The organism is Nonomuraea sp. NPDC050783, assembly GCF_040802095.1.
GTDB lineage: Bacteria > Actinomycetota > Actinomycetes > Streptosporangiales > Streptosporangiaceae > Nonomuraea.
Genome location: NZ_JBFAHK010000006.1, coordinates 47,404 through 65,220 on the forward strand (window position 1 = coordinate 47,404; position 17,817 = coordinate 65,220).

The 17,817-nt window shown below is 75.1% G+C and carries 17 protein-coding genes; 6 read left to right on the top strand and 11 right to left on the bottom strand.

Features of this window, described 5'->3' with window-relative positions:
• Positions 1–31: 31 nt before the first annotated feature.
• From AB0H75_RS17705 to AB0H75_RS17730, 6 genes are all read right to left on the bottom strand, one after another.
• Positions 32–2,317: a TIM-barrel domain-containing protein gene (locus AB0H75_RS17705; protein WP_367797254.1), complete on the bottom strand. Its 2,286-nt coding sequence runs from the start codon at positions 2,315–2,317 to the stop codon at positions 32–34.
• Positions 2,314–3,399, bottom strand: coding sequence for a glycoside hydrolase family 15 protein (locus tag AB0H75_RS17710; protein ID WP_367797256.1), 1,086 nt, complete (start codon positions 3,397–3,399; stop codon positions 2,314–2,316). Before AB0H75_RS17710 ends, AB0H75_RS17705 begins: the two co-directional genes overlap by 4 nt.
• 51 nt (positions 3,400–3,450) lie before the next feature.
• The gene (locus tag AB0H75_RS17715) at positions 3,451–4,716 is read right to left on the bottom strand and encodes a sugar ABC transporter substrate-binding protein (RefSeq protein ID WP_367797258.1); all 1,266 of its coding nucleotides are present in this window, start codon (positions 4,714–4,716) and stop codon (positions 3,451–3,453) included.
• Between the two features lie 10 nt (positions 4,717–4,726).
• Positions 4,727–5,533 (bottom strand): carbohydrate ABC transporter permease, encoded by an 807-nt coding sequence (locus AB0H75_RS17720; RefSeq protein ID WP_367797260.1) that lies wholly within the window; start codon positions 5,531–5,533, stop codon positions 4,727–4,729.
• A complete protein-coding gene (locus AB0H75_RS17725; RefSeq protein WP_367797262.1) occupies positions 5,526–6,314 on the bottom strand; it encodes a carbohydrate ABC transporter permease in 789 nt (262 codons plus the stop codon). Before AB0H75_RS17725 ends, AB0H75_RS17720 begins: the two co-directional genes overlap by 8 nt.
• Before the next feature lie 215 nt (positions 6,315–6,529).
• Positions 6,530–7,726 carry an ROK family protein gene (locus tag AB0H75_RS17730; protein WP_367797264.1) on the bottom strand — a complete coding sequence of 399 codons (1,197 nt, stop codon included), beginning with the start codon at positions 7,724–7,726 and terminating at the stop codon, positions 6,530–6,532.
• A gap of 160 nt (positions 7,727–7,886) precedes the next feature.
• Here AB0H75_RS17730 and AB0H75_RS17735 point away from each other — a divergent pair, with 160 nt between their 5' ends.
• Positions 7,887–8,492, top strand: a complete 606-nt coding sequence (locus tag AB0H75_RS17735; protein WP_367797266.1) for a hypothetical protein — start codon at positions 7,887–7,889, stop codon at positions 8,490–8,492.
• A 185-nt stretch (positions 8,493–8,677) separates the two neighbouring features.
• On the top strand, positions 8,678–9,925 hold the full coding sequence (locus tag AB0H75_RS17740) for a cytochrome P450 (protein WP_367797268.1): 1,248 nt from the start codon (positions 8,678–8,680) through the stop codon (positions 9,923–9,925).
• Between the two features lie 128 nt (positions 9,926–10,053).
• Here the strand turns inward: AB0H75_RS17740 and AB0H75_RS17745 are convergent, their stop codons facing one another.
• Positions 10,054–11,745, bottom strand: coding sequence for a glycerol-3-phosphate dehydrogenase/oxidase (locus AB0H75_RS17745; RefSeq protein WP_367797270.1), 1,692 nt, complete (start codon positions 11,743–11,745; stop codon positions 10,054–10,056).
• Between the two features lie 86 nt (positions 11,746–11,831).
• Here AB0H75_RS17745 and AB0H75_RS17750 point away from each other — a divergent pair, with 86 nt between their 5' ends.
• From AB0H75_RS17750 to AB0H75_RS17760, 3 genes are all read left to right on the top strand, one after another.
• The gene (locus AB0H75_RS17750) at positions 11,832–12,632 is read left to right on the top strand and encodes an MIP/aquaporin family protein (protein ID WP_367797272.1); all 801 of its coding nucleotides are present in this window, start codon (positions 11,832–11,834) and stop codon (positions 12,630–12,632) included.
• A gap of 11 nt (positions 12,633–12,643) precedes the next feature.
• Positions 12,644–14,152, top strand: coding sequence for a glycerol kinase GlpK (gene glpK / locus AB0H75_RS17755; RefSeq protein ID WP_367797274.1), 1,509 nt, complete (start codon positions 12,644–12,646; stop codon positions 14,150–14,152).
• A gap of 152 nt (positions 14,153–14,304) precedes the next feature.
• Positions 14,305–14,823: an ATP-binding protein gene (locus tag AB0H75_RS17760; RefSeq protein ID WP_367797276.1), complete on the top strand. Its 519-nt coding sequence runs from the start codon at positions 14,305–14,307 to the stop codon at positions 14,821–14,823.
• A gap of 60 nt (positions 14,824–14,883) precedes the next feature.
• Here the strand turns inward: AB0H75_RS17760 and AB0H75_RS17765 are convergent, their stop codons facing one another.
• Positions 14,884–15,288, bottom strand: a complete 405-nt coding sequence (locus tag AB0H75_RS17765; RefSeq protein ID WP_367797278.1) for an STAS domain-containing protein — start codon at positions 15,286–15,288, stop codon at positions 14,884–14,886.
• Between the two features lie 144 nt (positions 15,289–15,432).
• On the bottom strand, positions 15,433–15,840 hold the full coding sequence (locus AB0H75_RS17770) for a VOC family protein (protein ID WP_367797280.1): 408 nt from the start codon (positions 15,838–15,840) through the stop codon (positions 15,433–15,435).
• Positions 15,841–15,900: 60 nt separating this feature from the next.
• On the opposite strand from AB0H75_RS17770, the gene AB0H75_RS17775 reads away from it, so the two are divergent.
• The gene (locus AB0H75_RS17775; protein ID WP_367797282.1) at positions 15,901–16,338 is read left to right on the top strand and encodes a MarR family winged helix-turn-helix transcriptional regulator; all 438 of its coding nucleotides are present in this window, start codon (positions 15,901–15,903) and stop codon (positions 16,336–16,338) included.
• Between the two features lie 6 nt (positions 16,339–16,344).
• Here AB0H75_RS17775 and AB0H75_RS17780 read toward each other — a convergent pair whose 3' ends face one another.
• The gene (locus tag AB0H75_RS17780) at positions 16,345–16,842 is read right to left on the bottom strand and encodes a DUF305 domain-containing protein (RefSeq protein WP_367797284.1); all 498 of its coding nucleotides are present in this window, start codon (positions 16,840–16,842) and stop codon (positions 16,345–16,347) included.
• Positions 16,843–16,921: 79 nt separating this feature from the next.
• Positions 16,922–17,743, bottom strand: a complete 822-nt coding sequence (locus AB0H75_RS17785) for a hypothetical protein (protein WP_367797286.1) — start codon at positions 17,741–17,743, stop codon at positions 16,922–16,924.
• Positions 17,744–17,817: the final 74 nt, after the last annotated feature.

Consider the following 17,817-nt stretch of genomic DNA (forward strand, 5'->3'; position numbering starts at 1 on the left):
TTCAGGGCACAGGGGTTCAGGGCACAGGGGTTCAGGGCACGGGGGAGAAGACAGGGGACAGGCGGGACCAGTGCTCCGCCGCGCACAGCACGGGCGGCTGGTCGAAGGGGGCGGGCAGGGTCACCGTCCGGCCGCCGGCCAGGGTGCGGCCGGTCCAGGCGTCCACCCAGCCGCCCGCGGGCAGGTAGGCGTCGATCTCGCGGGCGCCGGGCCCGGTCACGGGCACCACCAGCAGCGCGTCGCCCAGCTTGAACTGCAGCGGGTGCCGCCAGATCGCCGGATCGCCGGGATGGTCGAAGAACAGGCCGCGCATCAGCGGCGCGCCGCCCGCGCAGGCCGCCCGCGCCTGCTCGGCCAGGTACGGCACCAGCCGCTCCCGCAGCCGGGCCAGCCGCCGGAACACCGGGACCACCCGCTCGTCACCGGTCCTGGCGGCGACGTTCCACGGCGTGCGGTCCCTGCTCGGCGTGCGGTGGTGGTTGAACTCCGAGTGGTACTGCATGATCGGCATGAACGCGGCCGCGCCGGCCGCGCGCAGGTAGAGCTCGGCGTCCGGCACCGGCCCGGAGAAGCCGGCCAGGTCCCAGCCCCAGTAGACGATCCCGCAGGCCGAAGCGGTGATCCCGGCCCGGATCGAGGCGCGGAACGCCTCCCAGGTGGAGTCCTCGTCCCCGGCCCAGAACGCGCCGTGCGGCTGCGAGCCGGCGAACCCCGCCCGGCTGAAGGTCACCGGCGGCCTGCCGCAGGCGCGCAGCAGGTCGCCGAAGGCGCGCGCGTAGTGCACGGGGAACAGGGCGTTGCCGGCCGCGCCGTCACGCCCGTCGGCGTAGCGCAGGTCGTGGCCCCACGCGTGCTCGCCGCCGTCGGTCTTGAACCCGTCCACGCCGACCTCCTCGACCAGGTAGCGGCGCTTGGCGGTCCACCAGTCGCGCACCCGCGGCGAGGACAGGTCGGGCACGAGCGCCAGCGGGAACCACCAGCCCCGGTTGCGATAGGGACGGCCGTCCGCCTCGCGCACGCCGTAGCCGCGCTCGACGAGCTGCCGGGCGTCCACGGCGGCCTGGTGGCGGGGGTGCGGCCGGGTCCGCTGCAGCGGGATCTGCCACAGCAGCACCCTGACGCCGCGGCGGTGCGCCTCGTCCACCAGGCCCTTCGGGTCCGGCCACGGGCCGTCCTGCGGGAAGGCGTAGTCGGCCAGCCGGTGGGGCTCCTCCGACGGCTCGTACACCGCGCCGCGGAACGCCGTGAACGTGCTCTCGTCGCTCCACGCCTCGATGACCAGCACGCCGACCGGGACGCCGTGCTCGCGGTGGGCGTCCAGCTCGGCCAGGACCCGCTCCTGGGTGTTCCACTCGTTGCCGCTGGCCCACAGCCGGAACACCCACGGCGGCAGCTCCGAGGGCAGGCCCACGCCGTCCTCGGCGAGGAAGGCGCGCAGCACGTCCGCCGGGCGGTCCCCGTCGTGGAAGCGCACCTCCAGCTCGCCGTCGCGGCCCACCTCGGCCTCGACGGCGATCCGGTCCCGGCGGGCCGCGCCGACGTCGTACCAGGTGCGGCGGGAGGTCCGCACGTGCCAGCCCCAGCTCGCCGGGCCGCCGACGACCATCGCGTACGGCATCGGCAGGTACGTGCGGCCGTGCCGGGCCTGCGCCTTGTACTGCTCGAAGACCACCGCGTCCAGGGCGCGGCCCCGCTGGTCCACGGCGTCGAACCGCTCGCCGAAGCCCACCACGTGCTCCCCCGGGCCGAGCGGCAGCTCGAAGCGCACCCGCAGCGGGCCGTCGCCGTCGGCCAGCCAGCGCACACTGCCCGGGACGACCCGGCCGGCGCCGGTGACCGTCAGCTTGCCGCCCGCCGCCGACCAGGTGGCCGCCGTCACCGCGAACCAGCCGGTGCGGCGGGTGGCGCCGGTGGCCGTGGTGGCGCGGAAGCGGTAGGCGTAGCGGTGGCCGCCGCGCAGCGCGGGCGTGCGTACCGCCCACGCGCCCGCCGTCGCCCGCGCGGCCCTCGCCTGCGCCGCCGCCAGATGCCCGCCGCCCTCCACCCCACCAGCCCCCGCCGTCCCCGCTCCGGCCGCGCCCGCGCCCGCGCCCGTATCCGCGGCCGTTCCCGCGGTGCCGGGGGCGGGGCGTCTGGTCAGGGGGAGCTCGACGGGGGCGCCGCCGTCCACCGTCCACTCGCACACCACGGCGGTCACCGCCGCCGCGGCCCGTACCCGCAGCTCGACGCGCTCGCCGGCCAGCGGCCGGGCCGGGACGCGCTGGTCCTCGCCCTCCGCGTACGGATGCCCCGAGCCGTGGGGCCGGTGCCGGATCACGACGTCACCCCCAGCTCGTCGGCCAGGATCAGGTACATGCCGTGCGACCACAGCAGCGGCGTCGCCACCGGCCCCCACCGCTCCAGCCACTCCCGCCGCCGCTCCGGGGCCAGCAGCGGCCCGGCCACCTGCTCGGGCAGGTCGCCCTCCGGGGTCGCCTGCGCCGCCATCCACCCCAGGTACCGCGCCGCCTCCACCCGCCGTCCCGCCCGGGCGTGGTTCCAGCCGAGGAGCCCCGACAGCAGCGGCCACCGGCCCCCGCCGTAGAAGGTGTCGGCCAGGTAGCGGTACACGCCGCCGTCGCGGGCCAGCCGCCGCTCGACCTCGGCGACCGTGGCCGCGCCGACCGGATGCCCCGCCGGGTACAGCCCGAACGGCTCCACGCAGGCCAGCAGGCTCGCGTCCACCGCGTCGCCGCCGAGCCACTTGCGCAGGTGCCCCTCCGGGGTCACGCCCTCGCGCGCCACGAGCCCGGCGATGCCCGCCACCGCCTCGCCGGCCGCCGCCGACTCCGACGCGCTCAGCACGCCGAGCGCGGCGGCCGCCCGCAGGCCCGCGTGGACCGCGCCGAGCGTGGCCACGTGGCGCTGCTCCAGGTGCTCCTCCCACCAGTCGTAGCAGGGCCGGTGCCAGAACGCGCTCAGGTAGCGGGCCGCCGTCCTGACGCCCTTCTCGACGCCGGCCGGCGCCGTGCCGTGCCGGGCGGCGTGCTCGCGCAGCGCCCACAGCCACGTGCCGTACCCGTCGAGCTGGAAGTCCCACCAGGCGTCCGCGCCGGCCACGCCGTCCAGCGTGAACCGGGTGGGCAGCATCTCGGCGGCCGGGATCGGCTCGCCGCGCGCCGCCCGCGCCACCAGCGCCTCCACCTGGCCCGCGCGGTCCCCCACCACCCGCGCGGACCAGGCGTGGAAGGCGTCCGCGCCGGCCACGTCGCCGTGCCTGCTCGCCCCCTCGGCGATGAACGCGCCGTCGCGCAGCCACGAGTAGCCGCGGTAGGCGGAGAAGGTGGGCGAGGCCGGGTAGGCCCCGGAGGGCGCCTGGAAACGCCTGATGACGTCGAGGCTGTGCGCGACGAGCGACAACGGAACTCCCCTCGGTACGGCCGGACGGGACGGCCCGGCCGGGCGGCGCGGCTAGCCGAGCAGCGCGTCCACCTCGGCGGCGGCCGCCTTGAGCGCGGCCTGGACCGACGTGCGCCCGGCGGCGGCCTCGCCCAGTTGCCTGGTCACCGCGTCCTGCATCTCCTGCTGGCGCTTGATCACCGGCGGCAGCGCGATGGACTTGAGCGAGTCGAAGACCGCCTGCCGGTTGGCCGGCTCGGGGTCCTTGAGGTAGCCGGCCAGCACCCGCTGGTCGGAGATCGGCGGCAGTTCCCACGACGAGCGGATGCGGGTGGTGGCCGCGACGTCCGAGGCCGACAGGTAGCGGGCCCAGGCCCACGCCTCCTTGGCGTGCCTGGTGGTGGCGGAGGCGGCCACCGCGTTGTGGAAGACGGCGCTGGCCTTGGCCCGGTCACCCGGCTCGACGACGATGTCCCACCGGAACGGCACGTCCTTCAGGCCCGCGAACTGCCAGATGCCGTTGTGCCACAGGGCGAGCTTGCCGGACTTGAACAGGTTCGTGTCGTAGTCGGCGGTGCCGCCGATCTCGGCCTCGGTCGGCATCGTCCTGCCCACCTTCGACACCAGCCAGGTCGCGGCCCGGACGCCGGCCGGGCCGTCGAAGGTCGCCTTCCTGTCGTCGGGGGACAGGAACGCGCCGCCCGCCTGCTTGAGCGTCTTGTAGAACTCGAAGAACTGCACCGGCTGGAAGTCGCCGAACACGCCCTTCTTCCGGTCGGTCAGCCGCTCGGCGGCGGCCTGCTCGTCGGCCCACGTCCAGGAGGCGGTGGGCGGGGCCACGCCGGCCGCCTCGAACAGGTCCTTGTTGTAGAAGAGCACGACCGTGGAGAAGGAGGCGGGCAGCGCGTACTGCTTGCCGTCGTGCTTGAAGGCGTCCAGCGACTGCGGGGCGTACCCCGAGGTGCCGCCGTCGCCGGCCACCGTGCCGAGGTCGAGCAGCGAGCCGGCGGCGGCGTAGGTGACGAAGTTCTCGTAGTTGAGCTCGAAGGCGTCCGGCGCGGTGCCGCCCGCGATGCTGGTCTGCAGCTTGGTGAAGTACTGGTCGAAGGGGGCGGTCTCGACCGCCACGGTCACGCCCGGGTTCTCCTTCTCGAAGGACCTGACGATGGTGTCGAGGTCCTTGAGGTGGTCGGGCGCGGCCGAGAAGGTGGAGTACCGCAGCGTCACCCTGCCGTCCGCGCCGGTGGAGCCCCGGCTGGCCGAGCCCTGCGAGCAGGCGGTGGCGAGCAGCAGCGCGGCCGCGGCGCCGGCCGTCGCGATCCTGAGATGTCGTGACATGGGGTCTCCTTCACTTGAGCCCGCTCTGCGCCACGCTGGCGATGACGTGCTTCTGGGCGAAGACGTACAGGACGAGGATCGGGACGACGCTGACGACCGAGCCCGCCATCACCACGTCCCACTGCGTGGTGAACTGGCCGTGCAGGGTGGCCAGGCCCAGCGGCAGCGTCATGAGTTCCGGCGACTTGATGATGATCAGCGGCCAGAGGTAGCTGTTCCAGCTCGCCATGAAGCCGAAGATGGCGAACGTGGCCAGGGCCGGCCGGATCAGCGGCAGCACCACGAACACGAAGATGCGCACGTGCCCGGCGCCGTCCAGCACCGCCGCCTCGTCGAACTCCCTGGGCACCTGGTTGATCGCCTGCCGCAGCAGGAACACCCCGAACGCCGAGGCGAACGTCGGCGCGAGCAGCGCGTAGTACGTGTCCACCAGGTTGAACAGGCGCATCTCCAGGAACAGCGGCACGACCAGCACCGGCAGCGGCATCATCAGCGTCGCCAGGTAGACCGCGAACAGCGCGCCCCGCCCGGGGAAGGGCAGCCGCGCGAAGGCGTAGGCCGCCATCGCGCTGGTGAGCAGCTGGGACGCGGTGGAGGCGGCGCCGATCCAGGCGCTGTTGAGCACGATGCGCCAGAACGGAAGCGTCTCCAGCAGCCGGCCGTAGGCGTCCAGGCTCGCGCCCTCGGGGGTGAGGTCGGGCGGCACCGCCAGCACGGCGTCGCCCGGCGTGACGGAGGTGATCACCGCCCAGCCGAACGGGAACAGCATGGCCAGCGCGCCGAGGCCCACCAGCAGGTAGCGGATCGCCCTAGCCATAGGTCACCCACCGCCGCTGGCCGCGGATCTGCACGACGGTCACCAGCAGCACGAGCACGAACAGCAGCCACGACAGCGCCGAGGCCGCGCCGGCCCGGCCGTAGCGGAAGGTGAGGTCGTAGATCTGCGAGACCACCACCTGCGTCGTGCCGCCCGGCCCGCCGTTCGTCATGATCTTGACCTGGTCGAACACCTGGAAGCCGTTGATCAGCGAGATCACCACCACGAAGAACGTCGAGGGCGACAGCAGCGGCAGCGTGATGTGCCGGAACCTGCGCCAGGCCGTCGCGCCGTCCACCATCGCGGCCTCCTGGTACTCGCGCGGGATCGCCTGCAGCCCGGCCAGCAGGATGATCATCACGAAGCCGAGGTCCTTCCACGCCGAGGCGAGGATGATCGACGGCATCGCCCAGCCGGGATCGGTCCACCAGCCCGGGCCGTGCACCCCCGCCAGGCCGAGCGCCCGGTTCACGATGCCGCTGGCCGGGTTGAGCAGCCACTTCCACATCAGCGCGACGACCACCCAGCTCGTGATCACCGGCAGGAAGTACACGCCGCGCAGCAGGGCGCGGGCGGGCATCGCGTGGTCGAGCAGCAGCGCCAGGCCGAGACCGCCGGCGTAGACGAGGGGGAGGTAACCCGCGATGAAGTACAGCGTGTGCAGGAACGCGGCGCGGGTGCCGGGGTCGCCGAGGAGGTCGGCGTAGTTGCGCAGGCCCACCCAGCGCATGTCGGTGATGAGGTCCCACTCGTGCAGGCTCGTCCAGAGCGAGCCGGCCATCGGGATCAGCGTGTAGAGGGCGAGCGGGACGAGGCTCGGCAGCAGGAAGAACGCGACCGTGCCCGCGTAGCGCCAGCGGCGCCGCCGCGGCGAGGGCGGAGCAGGAGGGTGCGGATCCGGTGGGTGCGGATCCGGTGGATGCGGATCCGGTGGATGCGGATCCGGCGGGTGCGGATCCGGCGGGCGTGGATCAGCCGGTCCTGCTCGCCCGCCGTTCATAAGGCGGCTTCGATCAGGCGGGCGCGGACCAGGCGGCCCTGCTCGCCCGCCGCGCCGGCCGCGTCGAACGGGGTGGCCAGCACCAGGGCCGCCGCGCCCTGCGCCCAGCTCGTGTCACCCCAGCTCTCCACCTCGACCGGGATGCCGCGCCGGTCCGGGTACAGCTGCGCCCGCAGCGCCGGCTCGAAGCCCGGCCGCCACAGCGGCCAGCCGGCCGTGCCCTCGCCCAGCACCACGACCACCTCCGGGTCCACCACGTTGACCAGCCCCGCCGCCGCCCGGCCCAGGATCGCCCCGGCCTCGGCGAACACCTCGCGCGCCGCCGGGTCGCCCGCCTCGGCGGCCCGGGCGAGCCCGGCCACCGAACCGGTCCCGGCGCAGCCCCTGGCGCGGGCCGCGGCGAGCAGGCCCGCCGATCCGACGAACGCCTCCAGGCAGCCCCGCGCCCCGCACCCGCAGCGCGGCCCGCCGGGATCGACCGGCAGGTGGCCGAACTCGCCCGCGCCCCCGCGCGCCCCCCGGTAGATCCGGCCGTCCGCGACGATGGCCGCGCCGACGCCGCGCCCGATCGTCATCACCAGGAAGTCGCGGTGCGTGCGGCCCCGCCCGTACAGGCGCTCGGCGGCGGCCAGCGCGTTCACGTCGTTCTCCACCAGGACGGGCAGTTCGAGCCGGCGGCGCAGCCGCTCGCCGACCGGCATGGCCTGCCAGCCGAACGTCGGTGTGCTGACCGTCCCCACCGCCTGGTCGTCCACGCTGCCCGGCACGCCGACCCCCACCCCGAGCAGCGGCGGCGCCTCCGGGATCGCGCGGACCACCGACTCCACCGCACCGGCCAGGTGGTCCAGGGCGTCGGGGGCCGCCGGGTCGTAGGGGACCTGCCAGGAGCCGAGCACCTCGCCGTCGAGCCGGACGTCCACCAGCACCAGGTGATCGGCCGTCACCTTCACGCCCAGCGCCCGCCCGGCGTCACCCACCAGCCCGAGCCGCCGGGCCGGCCGGCCGCCGCGCGAGGGTCTGTGGTCCAGCTCCTCCAGCATCCCGTGCCCGATGAGCTCCTTGGTGAGCTGCGTGACGGTGGCCGGGCTGAGGTCCAGCTCGCGGGCCATCTCGCTGCGGCTCAGCGGGCCCAGGGTGCCGAGGAGGGCGAGGATCGCCGTCCTGGTGAGATCGCCGCGGTCCGTACCTGCCATGTGTCCGGACTTTCTTCAGCAATAAAGTTAGTGGTGAAGATAGTGAGCCGCCGTCCCTCTCCTGTCAAGGGCCCGCTGCCGTGCCGGCGGTGCCGGTGACGCATCACGGGGCGCGATGTGGGTATGTGAAACGTCTGACGCTCACTCCTCCGGTGGGACGGTGATCCGGCTGCTGAACCAGCAGGAAGACGGCGACCCGGACGGGGGCCCGCTCCCTCCGGCGCAGCCGCCGGAACTCGTACGGGCGGCCCGCGCCCATCTGACCGACCGGTACGCCACCGGCGTCAACCGCCTGTTCTGGCAGACCCGCAAGCAGCCGATGCCCGACGTCGAGGCGATCACCGAGGCCATCGGCGCCGCGAGCCGGGGCCGCGCCGCCGAGCCGGACCTCGCCTCCGCCCTGGTGGTCGTCCAGGCGCTCCGGCTCGACGTGGACCGGCTGGAGCACCGGCTGCTCCTGGCCGCCCGCGCCGCCGGCCTCGACTGGGCCGGCGTCGCCGCCGTGCTGGAGCTGCCCTCCGCCGAGGCGGCCGAGCGCCACTTCGCCCGCCTCCAGCGGCGCTCCCGGCAGCCGGCCGACGAGGTCGAGTTCCGGTTCGGGCCCGGCACGCCGCCCGTCCAGCAGGCCCAGCAGACGGGCCGCCGCGCCGAGCGGGTCGCGCACCGCGCCCACGAGGCGGGGGAGCGCGCCCAGCAGGTCCGGCGGCGCTGGCAGGACCTGGTGACCTGGCGTCCCCAGCCCGAGACCGAGGACGGCGGCGCCTGACCCGCGCCTGATCCGTGACCGGCCCCGCGCCTGGCTCGCGCCTGGTCCGCGCCTGGTCCGCGCGTGGCCCGTGCGTGGCCCGTGCGTGGCCCGTGCGTGGCCCGCGCGTGGCCCGTGCCGGGCCCGCGCCTGCCGGGCTCCGTCCGCGGTCGTTTCGGCGCCGCCACCTGGGGAACCAGAGGCCGATGCCTCTCGACAACACCCCGCTCATGCTCCTGGAAGGCTACGGCTGGCTCCCCGCCCGCCGCCGCGAGGCCCCGGACGGCGTCGCCCGTACCCGCGTCCTGGGCCGCCGCGCGACGGGCCTGTGCGGGCCGGAGGCCGCCCGCTTCTTCTACGACGAGGACCACGTCCGCCGGCACGGCGCCCTCCCCGAGCCGGTGCGCGGCACGCTGACGGGCCACGGCGCCGTGCACACCCTGGACGGCGCCGACCACCGCGTCCGCAAGGCCATGTTCCTGTCGCTGATGACCCCCGACGGCGTCGCCGACCTGACCCGCCGCACCACCGCCGCCTGGGACGAGGCCGTGGCCGAGTGGGCGGGCCAGGACCGGGTCGTGCTCTTCGACGCGGCCGCCCGCGTGCTGGGCCGCGCCGTCACCGGCTGGGTGGGCGTCCCGATGACCAGCGCCGAGGCCGACGACCTGGCCGCCGACTGCGTGGCCATGGTGGACGGCTTCGCCACGCCCGGCCCGCGCCACTGGCGCGCCCGGCGGGCCCGCGCCCGCCAGGAGGCCCGGTTCGCGCGCCTGCTGGAGGACGTGCGCCGCGGCGCGGTCCACGTGCCCGCCGACTCGGCGGCGGCCGCGGCCGCCCGGCACGCCGACGCCCACGGCGAGCGGCTCGACCCGCGCGTGGCGGCGGTGGAACTGCTCAACGTCATCCGGCCCACCGTGGCCGTCACCTGGTTCGTCGCGTACGCGGCCCACGCGCTGCACCGCTGGCCGGAGCACCGGGCGCGGCTGCGCGCGGGCGACCGGGCCTTCGCCGAGGCGTTCAGCCAGGAGGTGCGGCGCTTCTACCCGCTCGCGCCGTTCGTCGGCGGGCTGGCGGCGCGCGACCTGACCTGGCGCGGCCACGACATCCCCGAGGGATCGCTGGTGCTGCTCGACCTGTACGGCCAGAACCACGACCCCGGGCTGTGGCCCGAGCCCTACACCTTCGACCCGGAGCGTTTCCTCGACCGCCCGATCGACCCCTACGAGCTGGTCCCGCAGGGCGGCGGCGACCCGCGCACCAGCCACCGCTGCCCGGGTGACGACATCACCGTCACGCTCCTGCGCGAGCTGGTGATCCGGCTGGCGCGGCTGGAGTACGACGTCCCGCCGCAGGACCTCGGCATCTCGCTGCGCCGCATCCCGGCCCGCCCGGCCGACGGGATGGTGCTGGCCGGCGTGCGCGCGCACGCGGAGACGGCCGCCCCGGCCAGGTAACCGCGCGCCCGGACCGGTGGCCGCGCCTGGGCCGGTAGCGGCGCCCGGGCCGGTGGCGGCGTGCCCCGCCCGATGGCCGCGCCCGGGTCGGTGGCGGCGTGGCCCGCCCGGTGGCCGGGCAAGTGCGGTCAGGTGCCGGCCAGGTCGCGGGCGGCGGTCCTGGCCTCGGCCAGGGCGGTGTGTTCCGCCTCCACCAGCCGCCGGCACGCGGCCACCTCCTGCTCCACCCGCTGCTCGTCCCAGCCGAGCAGACCGGCCATCAGCTCGGCGATCAGCGGCGCCGCCTGCTCGGCCAGCTCGCTGGACTCGATGAGCATCCGGGTGCGCCGCGCGACGATGTCCTCGGCGTGCAGCGCGCCCTCGTGGGTGACGGCGTAGCACACCTCGGCCCGCAGCCACGGTCCCGGTTCGATCAGCGGCTCGGCGAGCGCGGGGTCGCGGGCGACGAGGTCGAGCACCTCCAGGGCGAGGGTGCCGTAGCGGCGGACGAGGTAGCGCACGGTCTCGGGTTCGAGATCGTGGTCCTCGGCCAGCCGGTCCACGGACAGCTCCAGCGCGGGCAGCCCGTCGGCGCCGATCAGCGGCAGCCGGTCGGTGACGGAGCCGGGCACGTCGTAGCCTTCGAGCGCGGCGTCGATCACGTCCCTGGCCATGATCCGGTACGTCGTGTACTTGCCCCCGGCGATCGCCGCCAGGCCGGGGATCGGCACGTCCACCACGTGCTCGCGGGAGAGCTTGGTCGTCGAGGTGCTCTCGTCGGCGGCCACCAGCGGGCGCAGCCCGACGAACAGGCCCACGACGTCGTCGCGGGTCAGCGGCCTGGCCAGCACGTCGTTGGCGTGCTGGAGGATGTAGTCGACGTCCTCGCCGGTGGCGGCGGGCTCGGCGCGGTCGCCCTCCCACGGGGTGTCCGTGGTGCCGACGATCCACCGGCGCCTGGTCCACGGGATGATGAACAACACGCTCTTCTCGGTACGGATGATCATGCCAGTGTGCGAGTCGATGGCCTCGCCGGGCACCATGACGTGCACGCCCTTCGACATCCTGACCCGGAAGCCGGGCTCGGCCCCGCCCGGCAGGGAGGTCACCGGGCCGGTCCACACGCCGGCGCACACCACCACGGCGTCGGCGGTCACCTCGATCTCGGCGCCGCTCTCCTCGTCGCGGACGCGGGCGCCGACCACGCGCTCGCCGCGCTCGTCGCGCAGCATCTCCGTCACCGACGTGCGCGTCGTGATCACCGCGCCGTGCGCGGCGGCCGTGCGGGCCAGGGCGAGGGTGAAGCGGGCGTCGTCCACCTGGGCGTCGTAGTAGATCATGCCGCCGCTCAGCGCGTCGGTCCGCAGGCCGGGCACCAGGCGGCGGGCCTCCTTCAGCGACAGGTTGCGGTGCCGGGGCATGGGCCGGCGCACGCCCTCCAGCGCGTCGTACAGGGTCAGCCCCGCCGCCACGTACGGCTGCTCGATCACCCGGTTGCGGATCGGGTACAGGAACGTGACCGGCCGCACCAGGTGCGGGGCCAGCCGCGACACCAGCAGGTCGCGCTCCTTCAGCGCCTCGCGCACCAGCTTGAAGTCGAACTGCTCCAGGTAGCGCAGCCCACCGTGGATCAGCTTGCTGGACCGGCTCGACGTGCCGGCCGCCAGGTCCCGGCTCTCCACCAGGGCGACCCGCAGGCCGCGCGAGGCGGCGTCCAGGGCCGCGCCCGCGCCCGTCACCCCGCCGCCGACCACCAGCACGTCGAAGGTCCGCGCGCGGAGCTGGTCGAGGTGGTCCTGGCGGCTGCGCGCGTCGAGCGCGCTGGTCATCCCCATCGCCATATGCTCACTTTCCGTGACAGATCGCGTACGAGTCGTATGCATTCCCTGAAAGGGGGAAGGCTCACCTGAGCTGAAGGGAGGTGGCGGTGGCGCCACGCAGCAGAGAGCTGGCCGGTGAGCTGATCGCCGAGTTCGCCGGGACGATGGTGCTCATCGTGTTCGGCGCCGGTGTCGTCGCGCAGGTCGTCGCGGGCGGTCTCGGCGGCCACGACAGCATCGCTTGGGCCTGGGGCATCGGGGTCATGCTCGGCGTCTACGTCGCCGGCCGCACCACGGGGGCGCACCTCAACCCGGCGGTCACGCTCGGGTTCGCCGTCTTCCGCGGGTTCGAGTGGCGCAAGGTCGTGCCGTACGCGCTGGCCCAGACCGCCGGCGCCTTCGCCGGCGCGCTGCTGATCCGCTGGAACTACACCGAGGTCCTCTCCGCCGTCGATCCCGGCCACACGCTCAAGACCCAGGGCGTGTTCTCCACACTGCCGGGCAACGGCACCCTGCCGGTCGGCCAGTGGGGCGCGCTGCGCGACCAGGTCATCGGCACCGCCGTCCTGCTCTTCGTGCTCTTCGCCCTGTCCGACACGCTCAACATGGCGCCCGGCGCGAACCTCGGCCCGTTCGTCGTCGGCCTGCTCGTCGTCGGGATCGGCATGGCGCTCGGCACCGACGCCGGCTACGCGATCAACCCGGCCCGCGACTTCGGGCCGCGCCTGGCGAGCTTCCTCACCGGTTACGGCGGCGCCTGGCGCGACCAGTACGGCGGGCTCTACTTCTGGGTGCCCATCGTCGGCCCGCTGGTCGGCGGGGTCATCGGGGCCGGCCTCTACCAGGCGTGCATCGCCCGCCACCTCCCCCGGGAGGCGGACCGCGACACCGTGAAGCCGTCCGACTGAGGGAGTACGAGATGCCTGACTTCGTGGGCGCCGTGGACCAGGGCACCACCAGCACCCGGTTCATGATCTTCGACCGCGAGGGCGCCGAGGTCGCCAAGTTCCAGCTGGAGCACGAGCAGATCCTGCCCCGGGCGGGCTGGGTGGAGCACAACCCGATCGAGATCTGGACCCGGACCGCCGCCGTGATCCAGACCACGCTGCAACGCGCCGGGCTGAGCGACCGCGACCTGGCCGCGCTGGGCCTGACCAACCAGCGCGAGACCACGGTCGTGTGGAACCGGCGCACCGGCCGGCCCTACTGCAACGCGATCGTCTGGCAGGACACCCGCACCAGCGGGATCGCCGCCGCGCTGGAGCGGGACGGCCGGGGCCAGGTCATCCGCGACCGTACGGGCCTGCGGCCGGAGGCGTACTTCTCCGGTGGGAAGATCCAGTGGATCCTGGAGAACGTCGAGGGCGTGCGCGCGGACGCCGAGCGCGGCGAGGCCGTCTTCGGCACCACCGACACCTGGACGTTGTGGAACCTCACCGGCGGCCCCAACGGCGGCGTGCACGTCACCGACGTGACCAACGCCAGCCGCACCATGCTGATGGACCTCGGCACGCTCGACTGGGACGAGGAGCTGCTGTCGTTCTTCGGCGTGCCGCGCGCGATGCTGCCCGAGATCCGCCCGTCGTCCGACCCCGGCGCCTACGGCGTCACCTCCCGCTACGGCCCGCTCGGCGGGGAGGTCCCGCTCACCGCGATCCTCGGCGACCAGCAGGCCGCCACCGTCGGCCAGGTCTGCTTCTCGCCGGGCGAGGCCAAGAACACCTACGGCACCGGCAACTTCCTGCTGCTCAACACCGGCACCGACCGGGTGCGCTCGGACAGCGGCCTGCTCACCACCGTCGCCTACAAGTTCGGCGACCAGCCGGCCGTCTTCGCCCTGGAGGGCTCCATCGCGGTGACCGGCTCGGCCGTGCAGTGGCTGCGCGACCAGCTGCACATCATCACCTCGGCGGCCCAGAGCGAGGTGCTGGCGCGGCAGGTCGCCGACAACGGCGGAGTGTACTTCGTCCCGGCCTTCTCGGGGCTGTTCGCGCCGTACTGGCGGGCCGACGCCCGGGGCGCCGTGGTCGGGCTGTCGCGCTACAACACCGACGCCCACCTCGCCCGGGCCACCCTGGAGGCGATCTGCTACCAGAGCCGCGACGTGGTCGAGGCCATGCAGCGGGACTCCGGGGTGGTGCTGGACGTGCTGCGGGTGGACGGCGGCGTGACCGCCAACGACCTGTGCATGCAGCTCCAGTCCGACATCCTCGGGGTGCCGGTCAGCCGGCCGGTGGTCGCCGAGACGACCGCGCTGGGGGCGGCGTACGCGGCCGGGCTGGCGGTGGGCTACTGGCGGGATCTCGACGAGCTGCGCTCCCACTGGGCGGAGGACCGCCGGTGGGAGCCGTCGTGGGGCCCGGAGGAGCGGGAGCGGGCGTACGCCGGCTGGCGCAAGGCCGTCACCAAGTCCTTCGGCTGGTTGTGACGGCGAGCCGGTCGCGGATCATCGGCGTGACCAGGCAGGGAAGCCTCCCTTCCCGGCGGCGGCGTTTAACGATCGGCCGCCGGGTAACCGGAGAAGGGCCCGTGAAAGTTTCACCTCCGACTCCCACCAGCGCGGGCATGACGGTTATGAGCATGCGGTTCGAGCTGCGCTGCCCGGTCAGCGCCGATCTAGGCTTCATCCGGGACCTCGTCGAGGTCTGCGGACGGCACGCCGGTCTCCAGGGTGAACGGCTGGAGGAGCTGGTGCTGGCCGTGAACGAGGCGGTCACCAACGTCCTCGACCACGGCGGCCGGGCTGGCCTGGTCACCGCGCGCGGGCACGACGACGGCATCACCGTCGAGATCCTGGACACGGCGGGGCGGCTCAGCCGCGAGCACCTGGCCGGGGCACGGGTGGACCCGACGCGCGGGCACGGGTTCGGGTTGTGGGTGATCCAGCGCCTGTGCGACGAGGTCACGCTGGAGCAGACCGGGCTCGGCTCCCGGCTCAGCCTGACGGTCCACCGCCCGGCGGCGGCGCCCGCGACCCGGCACCACGGCGAGCGCTCCGGCAGGCACGGCGACGGGCACGCGGTCCGGCACGACGGGCACGCGGTCCGGCACGACGAGCGCGCGGCACGGCACGACGGCGAACGCCGATCGGTGTCCTGACCAGGGCCCGCCGGGACCGACCGGGGCCGACCGGGGCTGATCAGGGCCGACCGGGGCCGCTCAGGGCCGGTCCGGCTGCGGGTCCCTCTCCGGCTGCGGGTCCCTGCGCGCGTTTGCGGCCTCCGGCACGGCGACGCCCGCCGAGTACAGCCGCAGGTCGCCGCCGACCTGCCAGCCCAGCAGCACCAGCAGCTTGCCGACCAGGGGAGTGGCCGGTCGGAGCACGACCCGGCGCGGCGCGGGCAGCTCGGCCGCGCAGGTCACGATCAGCCGCAGCCCGCCCGCGTCGATGAACGCCAGCGCGCCCAGGTCGAGGTGGAGGTCGCCGTCGCTCATCCGCGCGGCCCACGTCAGCGAGCGGGCCAGCAGGTGGCGGGTGTCGCGGTCGATCTGGCCGCTCAGCCGCAGCCCGAACGGGTGCAGGACGGGTGTGACGTAGGTGTCACCGCCGGCCAAGGAGATCATGGCCCCTCCTGACGAGGGTCTCGGGGCACAGCCGGGCCACCGCCCACCCGCGTTGCCTGCACTCTACCCTCCGGCGGCGCGTTCCATGTCGCGCCCGCGCTCCGGGCCGGGAGGGTCGGGAGGATCAGGAGGGATCAGGAGGGGTCAATAGGACTGGACCTCGATGAGGTGCCCTTCCGGGTCGCGCAGGTGGGCGGTGCGCAGGCCCGGCCCCCACTCGGGCCGGTCCTGGGGGGCGGCGGCGAGCGTCGCGCCGTGCCGGGCCAGGCAGGCGGCCGCGGCGTCCACGTCGTCCACCCGCATGACCAGCATCGCCGCGTCCTGCGCCGGCGGGGCGCTCTCGGGCAGGCCGCCGGTGCCGACGGCGGCGGCGACCGCCGCGCGGGCGAACAGCACGAGGCCGGTCCCGCCGTCGAGGTCCCAGTTGGCGTAGCCGGCCGCGGGGATCACCTTGACCGGGTCCACGCCGTGCAGCTCGCGCAGCACCGCCGTGTAGAAGGCGACGCCGGCCGGGAAGTCGCGCACGAGCAGGCGGGGGTAGAGGGCGTCCATCCGGGTCCTTCCATTAGTGGGTGACTACCAACTATTGGAAGGAGCCTACTATGGGGCGGCATGGAGCTGCCGCCGACCCTGCTGGAGACCACCACGTTCGTGCTGCACAAGGTCGGCGTGGCCGGCCGGCGGGCGGTCGCGGCGCGGCTGGCCGCCGAGACCGGGCTGAGCCTGTGGGAGTTCGCCGTGCTGGCCACGCTCGCCGACACCGGCCCGGCGGCCCAGCGCGAGGTGGGCGGGCGGCTCGGGGCGGACCCGAGCGACATGGTACGGATCATGGACGGCCTGCTCCGCGAGGGCCTGGCCGCCCGCGAGCGCGACCCGGCCGACCGCCGCCGCTACCGGGTCACCCTCACCCCGTCCGGGCGCCGGCGGCTGGCCCGGGCCAGGGCGGCCGTCGCCGAGACGGAGCGGGAGCGGCTGGCGCCGCTGTCACCGGACGAGCGCGCCCAGCTCCACGGCCTGGTGGCCAGGTTGTTCCACGGAGCGGGCGGCTGACGGCCCTCAGCCCAGGTGCCCGGCGATCTCCGCGATCTCGCCGGTCTGCGTCGTGATGATGCGGCCGGCCAGCTCGCGGGTGGGCTGGTGCCGGCCCGCCGCCTGGACCTCCTTGGCCATGTGGACGCCGTGCTCCAGATGCGCGGACATCATCGTCAGCCACCCCTGGTCGAAGCCCGGCCCGGCCTTCAGCTCGGTGGCCGCCGTCGAGGGCTCCTCCGCCGGCACCGGCTGCTTCCAGGACGTGAGCCAGCCCGACATGGTGGTGATGTCGGCCTTCTCGCCGGGGATGATCCGGGCGCTCAGCTCCCGCACGTACGCGCCGGACCCGCGCTCGGCGGCCAGCTCGGCCAGGTGGATGGTCTCGCGGTGGTGGGCGATCATCTGCTGGCTGAACCGTACGTCGGCCTCGGAGTAGCCGGGGTCGGCGCCGGCCGCCGCGCAGCCGGTGAGCATCGTGAGCGAAGCGATCAGCAGGGCCGCTGCGGCCGTCCTCAAGCGCATGTACGGGGGTACGCGGCGGGCGGCCCCCGGGTTCAGCGCCGGCCCGGGGTCCGATGCCGGTGCCGGTGCCGCCCGCCGTTCAGGCGGGCAGCCGGGCGGCGAGCGCGGCGGCCAGGGTCAGCTCCTCGGCGAGCAGCCCCGCCGAGACGAACAACGTCGGCGCGCCGGGCGGCGGCGCCCCCTGGCCGGTCAGGACGCGGTGCAGGTCGGTGTCGCAGCCCGGCACGCCGGCGTGCTCGGCCACCACGTACGGCCGTCGCCCGGCCAGGGACGGCGGACCGGCGTCGATCGTGTTGACGTGCGCGCCCGGCGCCGGAGGCGGCCCGGCGGACAGGGCACCGGGGACGCAGGCGCACACGATGTCGGCCCCCTCCACGTCCTCGGGGCGGCCCGGGACGGCCGCGCAGCCCTGCTCGGCGCTCAGCTCCTCGGCCAGCCGCGCCGCCCGCCGGCCGTCCTCGGCGACGACGCGCACCTCGCCGGGCTGGCGCACCGCGAGCACGGCCCGCGCGTGGGCACGGGCGTGCGCGCCGGCGCCCAGCACCACCAGCGTCCCGGCGTCGGCCGCGGCCAGGTGCCGCGTCGCGAGCGCGCTGGCCGCCGCCGCCCGCAGCACGGCCAGCGCGCGGGCGTCGAGCAGCAGGCGGGCGCGCAGGCCGGCGTCGAACAGCACGAGCACCGCCGCCGTCCCGCCCGGCGGGGCGGTGAGGCGGGCGGCGGACCAGGGGCCGTGGGCGGCCGCCGCGAGCAGCAGCTCGCCGCCCGGCAGCGCGGCGCGGGCGGCGGTCGCGTCCGGGGCCGGCGGGCCCGCGCGGAAGGCCGCCTCCAGCGCCATCACCGCGTGCTCCATCGGCAACATGCGCCCGATCTGCTCGCCCCCCAGGTACGGCGGCCCCGCCACGCGCGCCTCCCCTCCTGTCCGCCGACGTGCCGCGCCAGTCTCCACCAGCCCCGCACCGCCCGACAGGGCCCCGG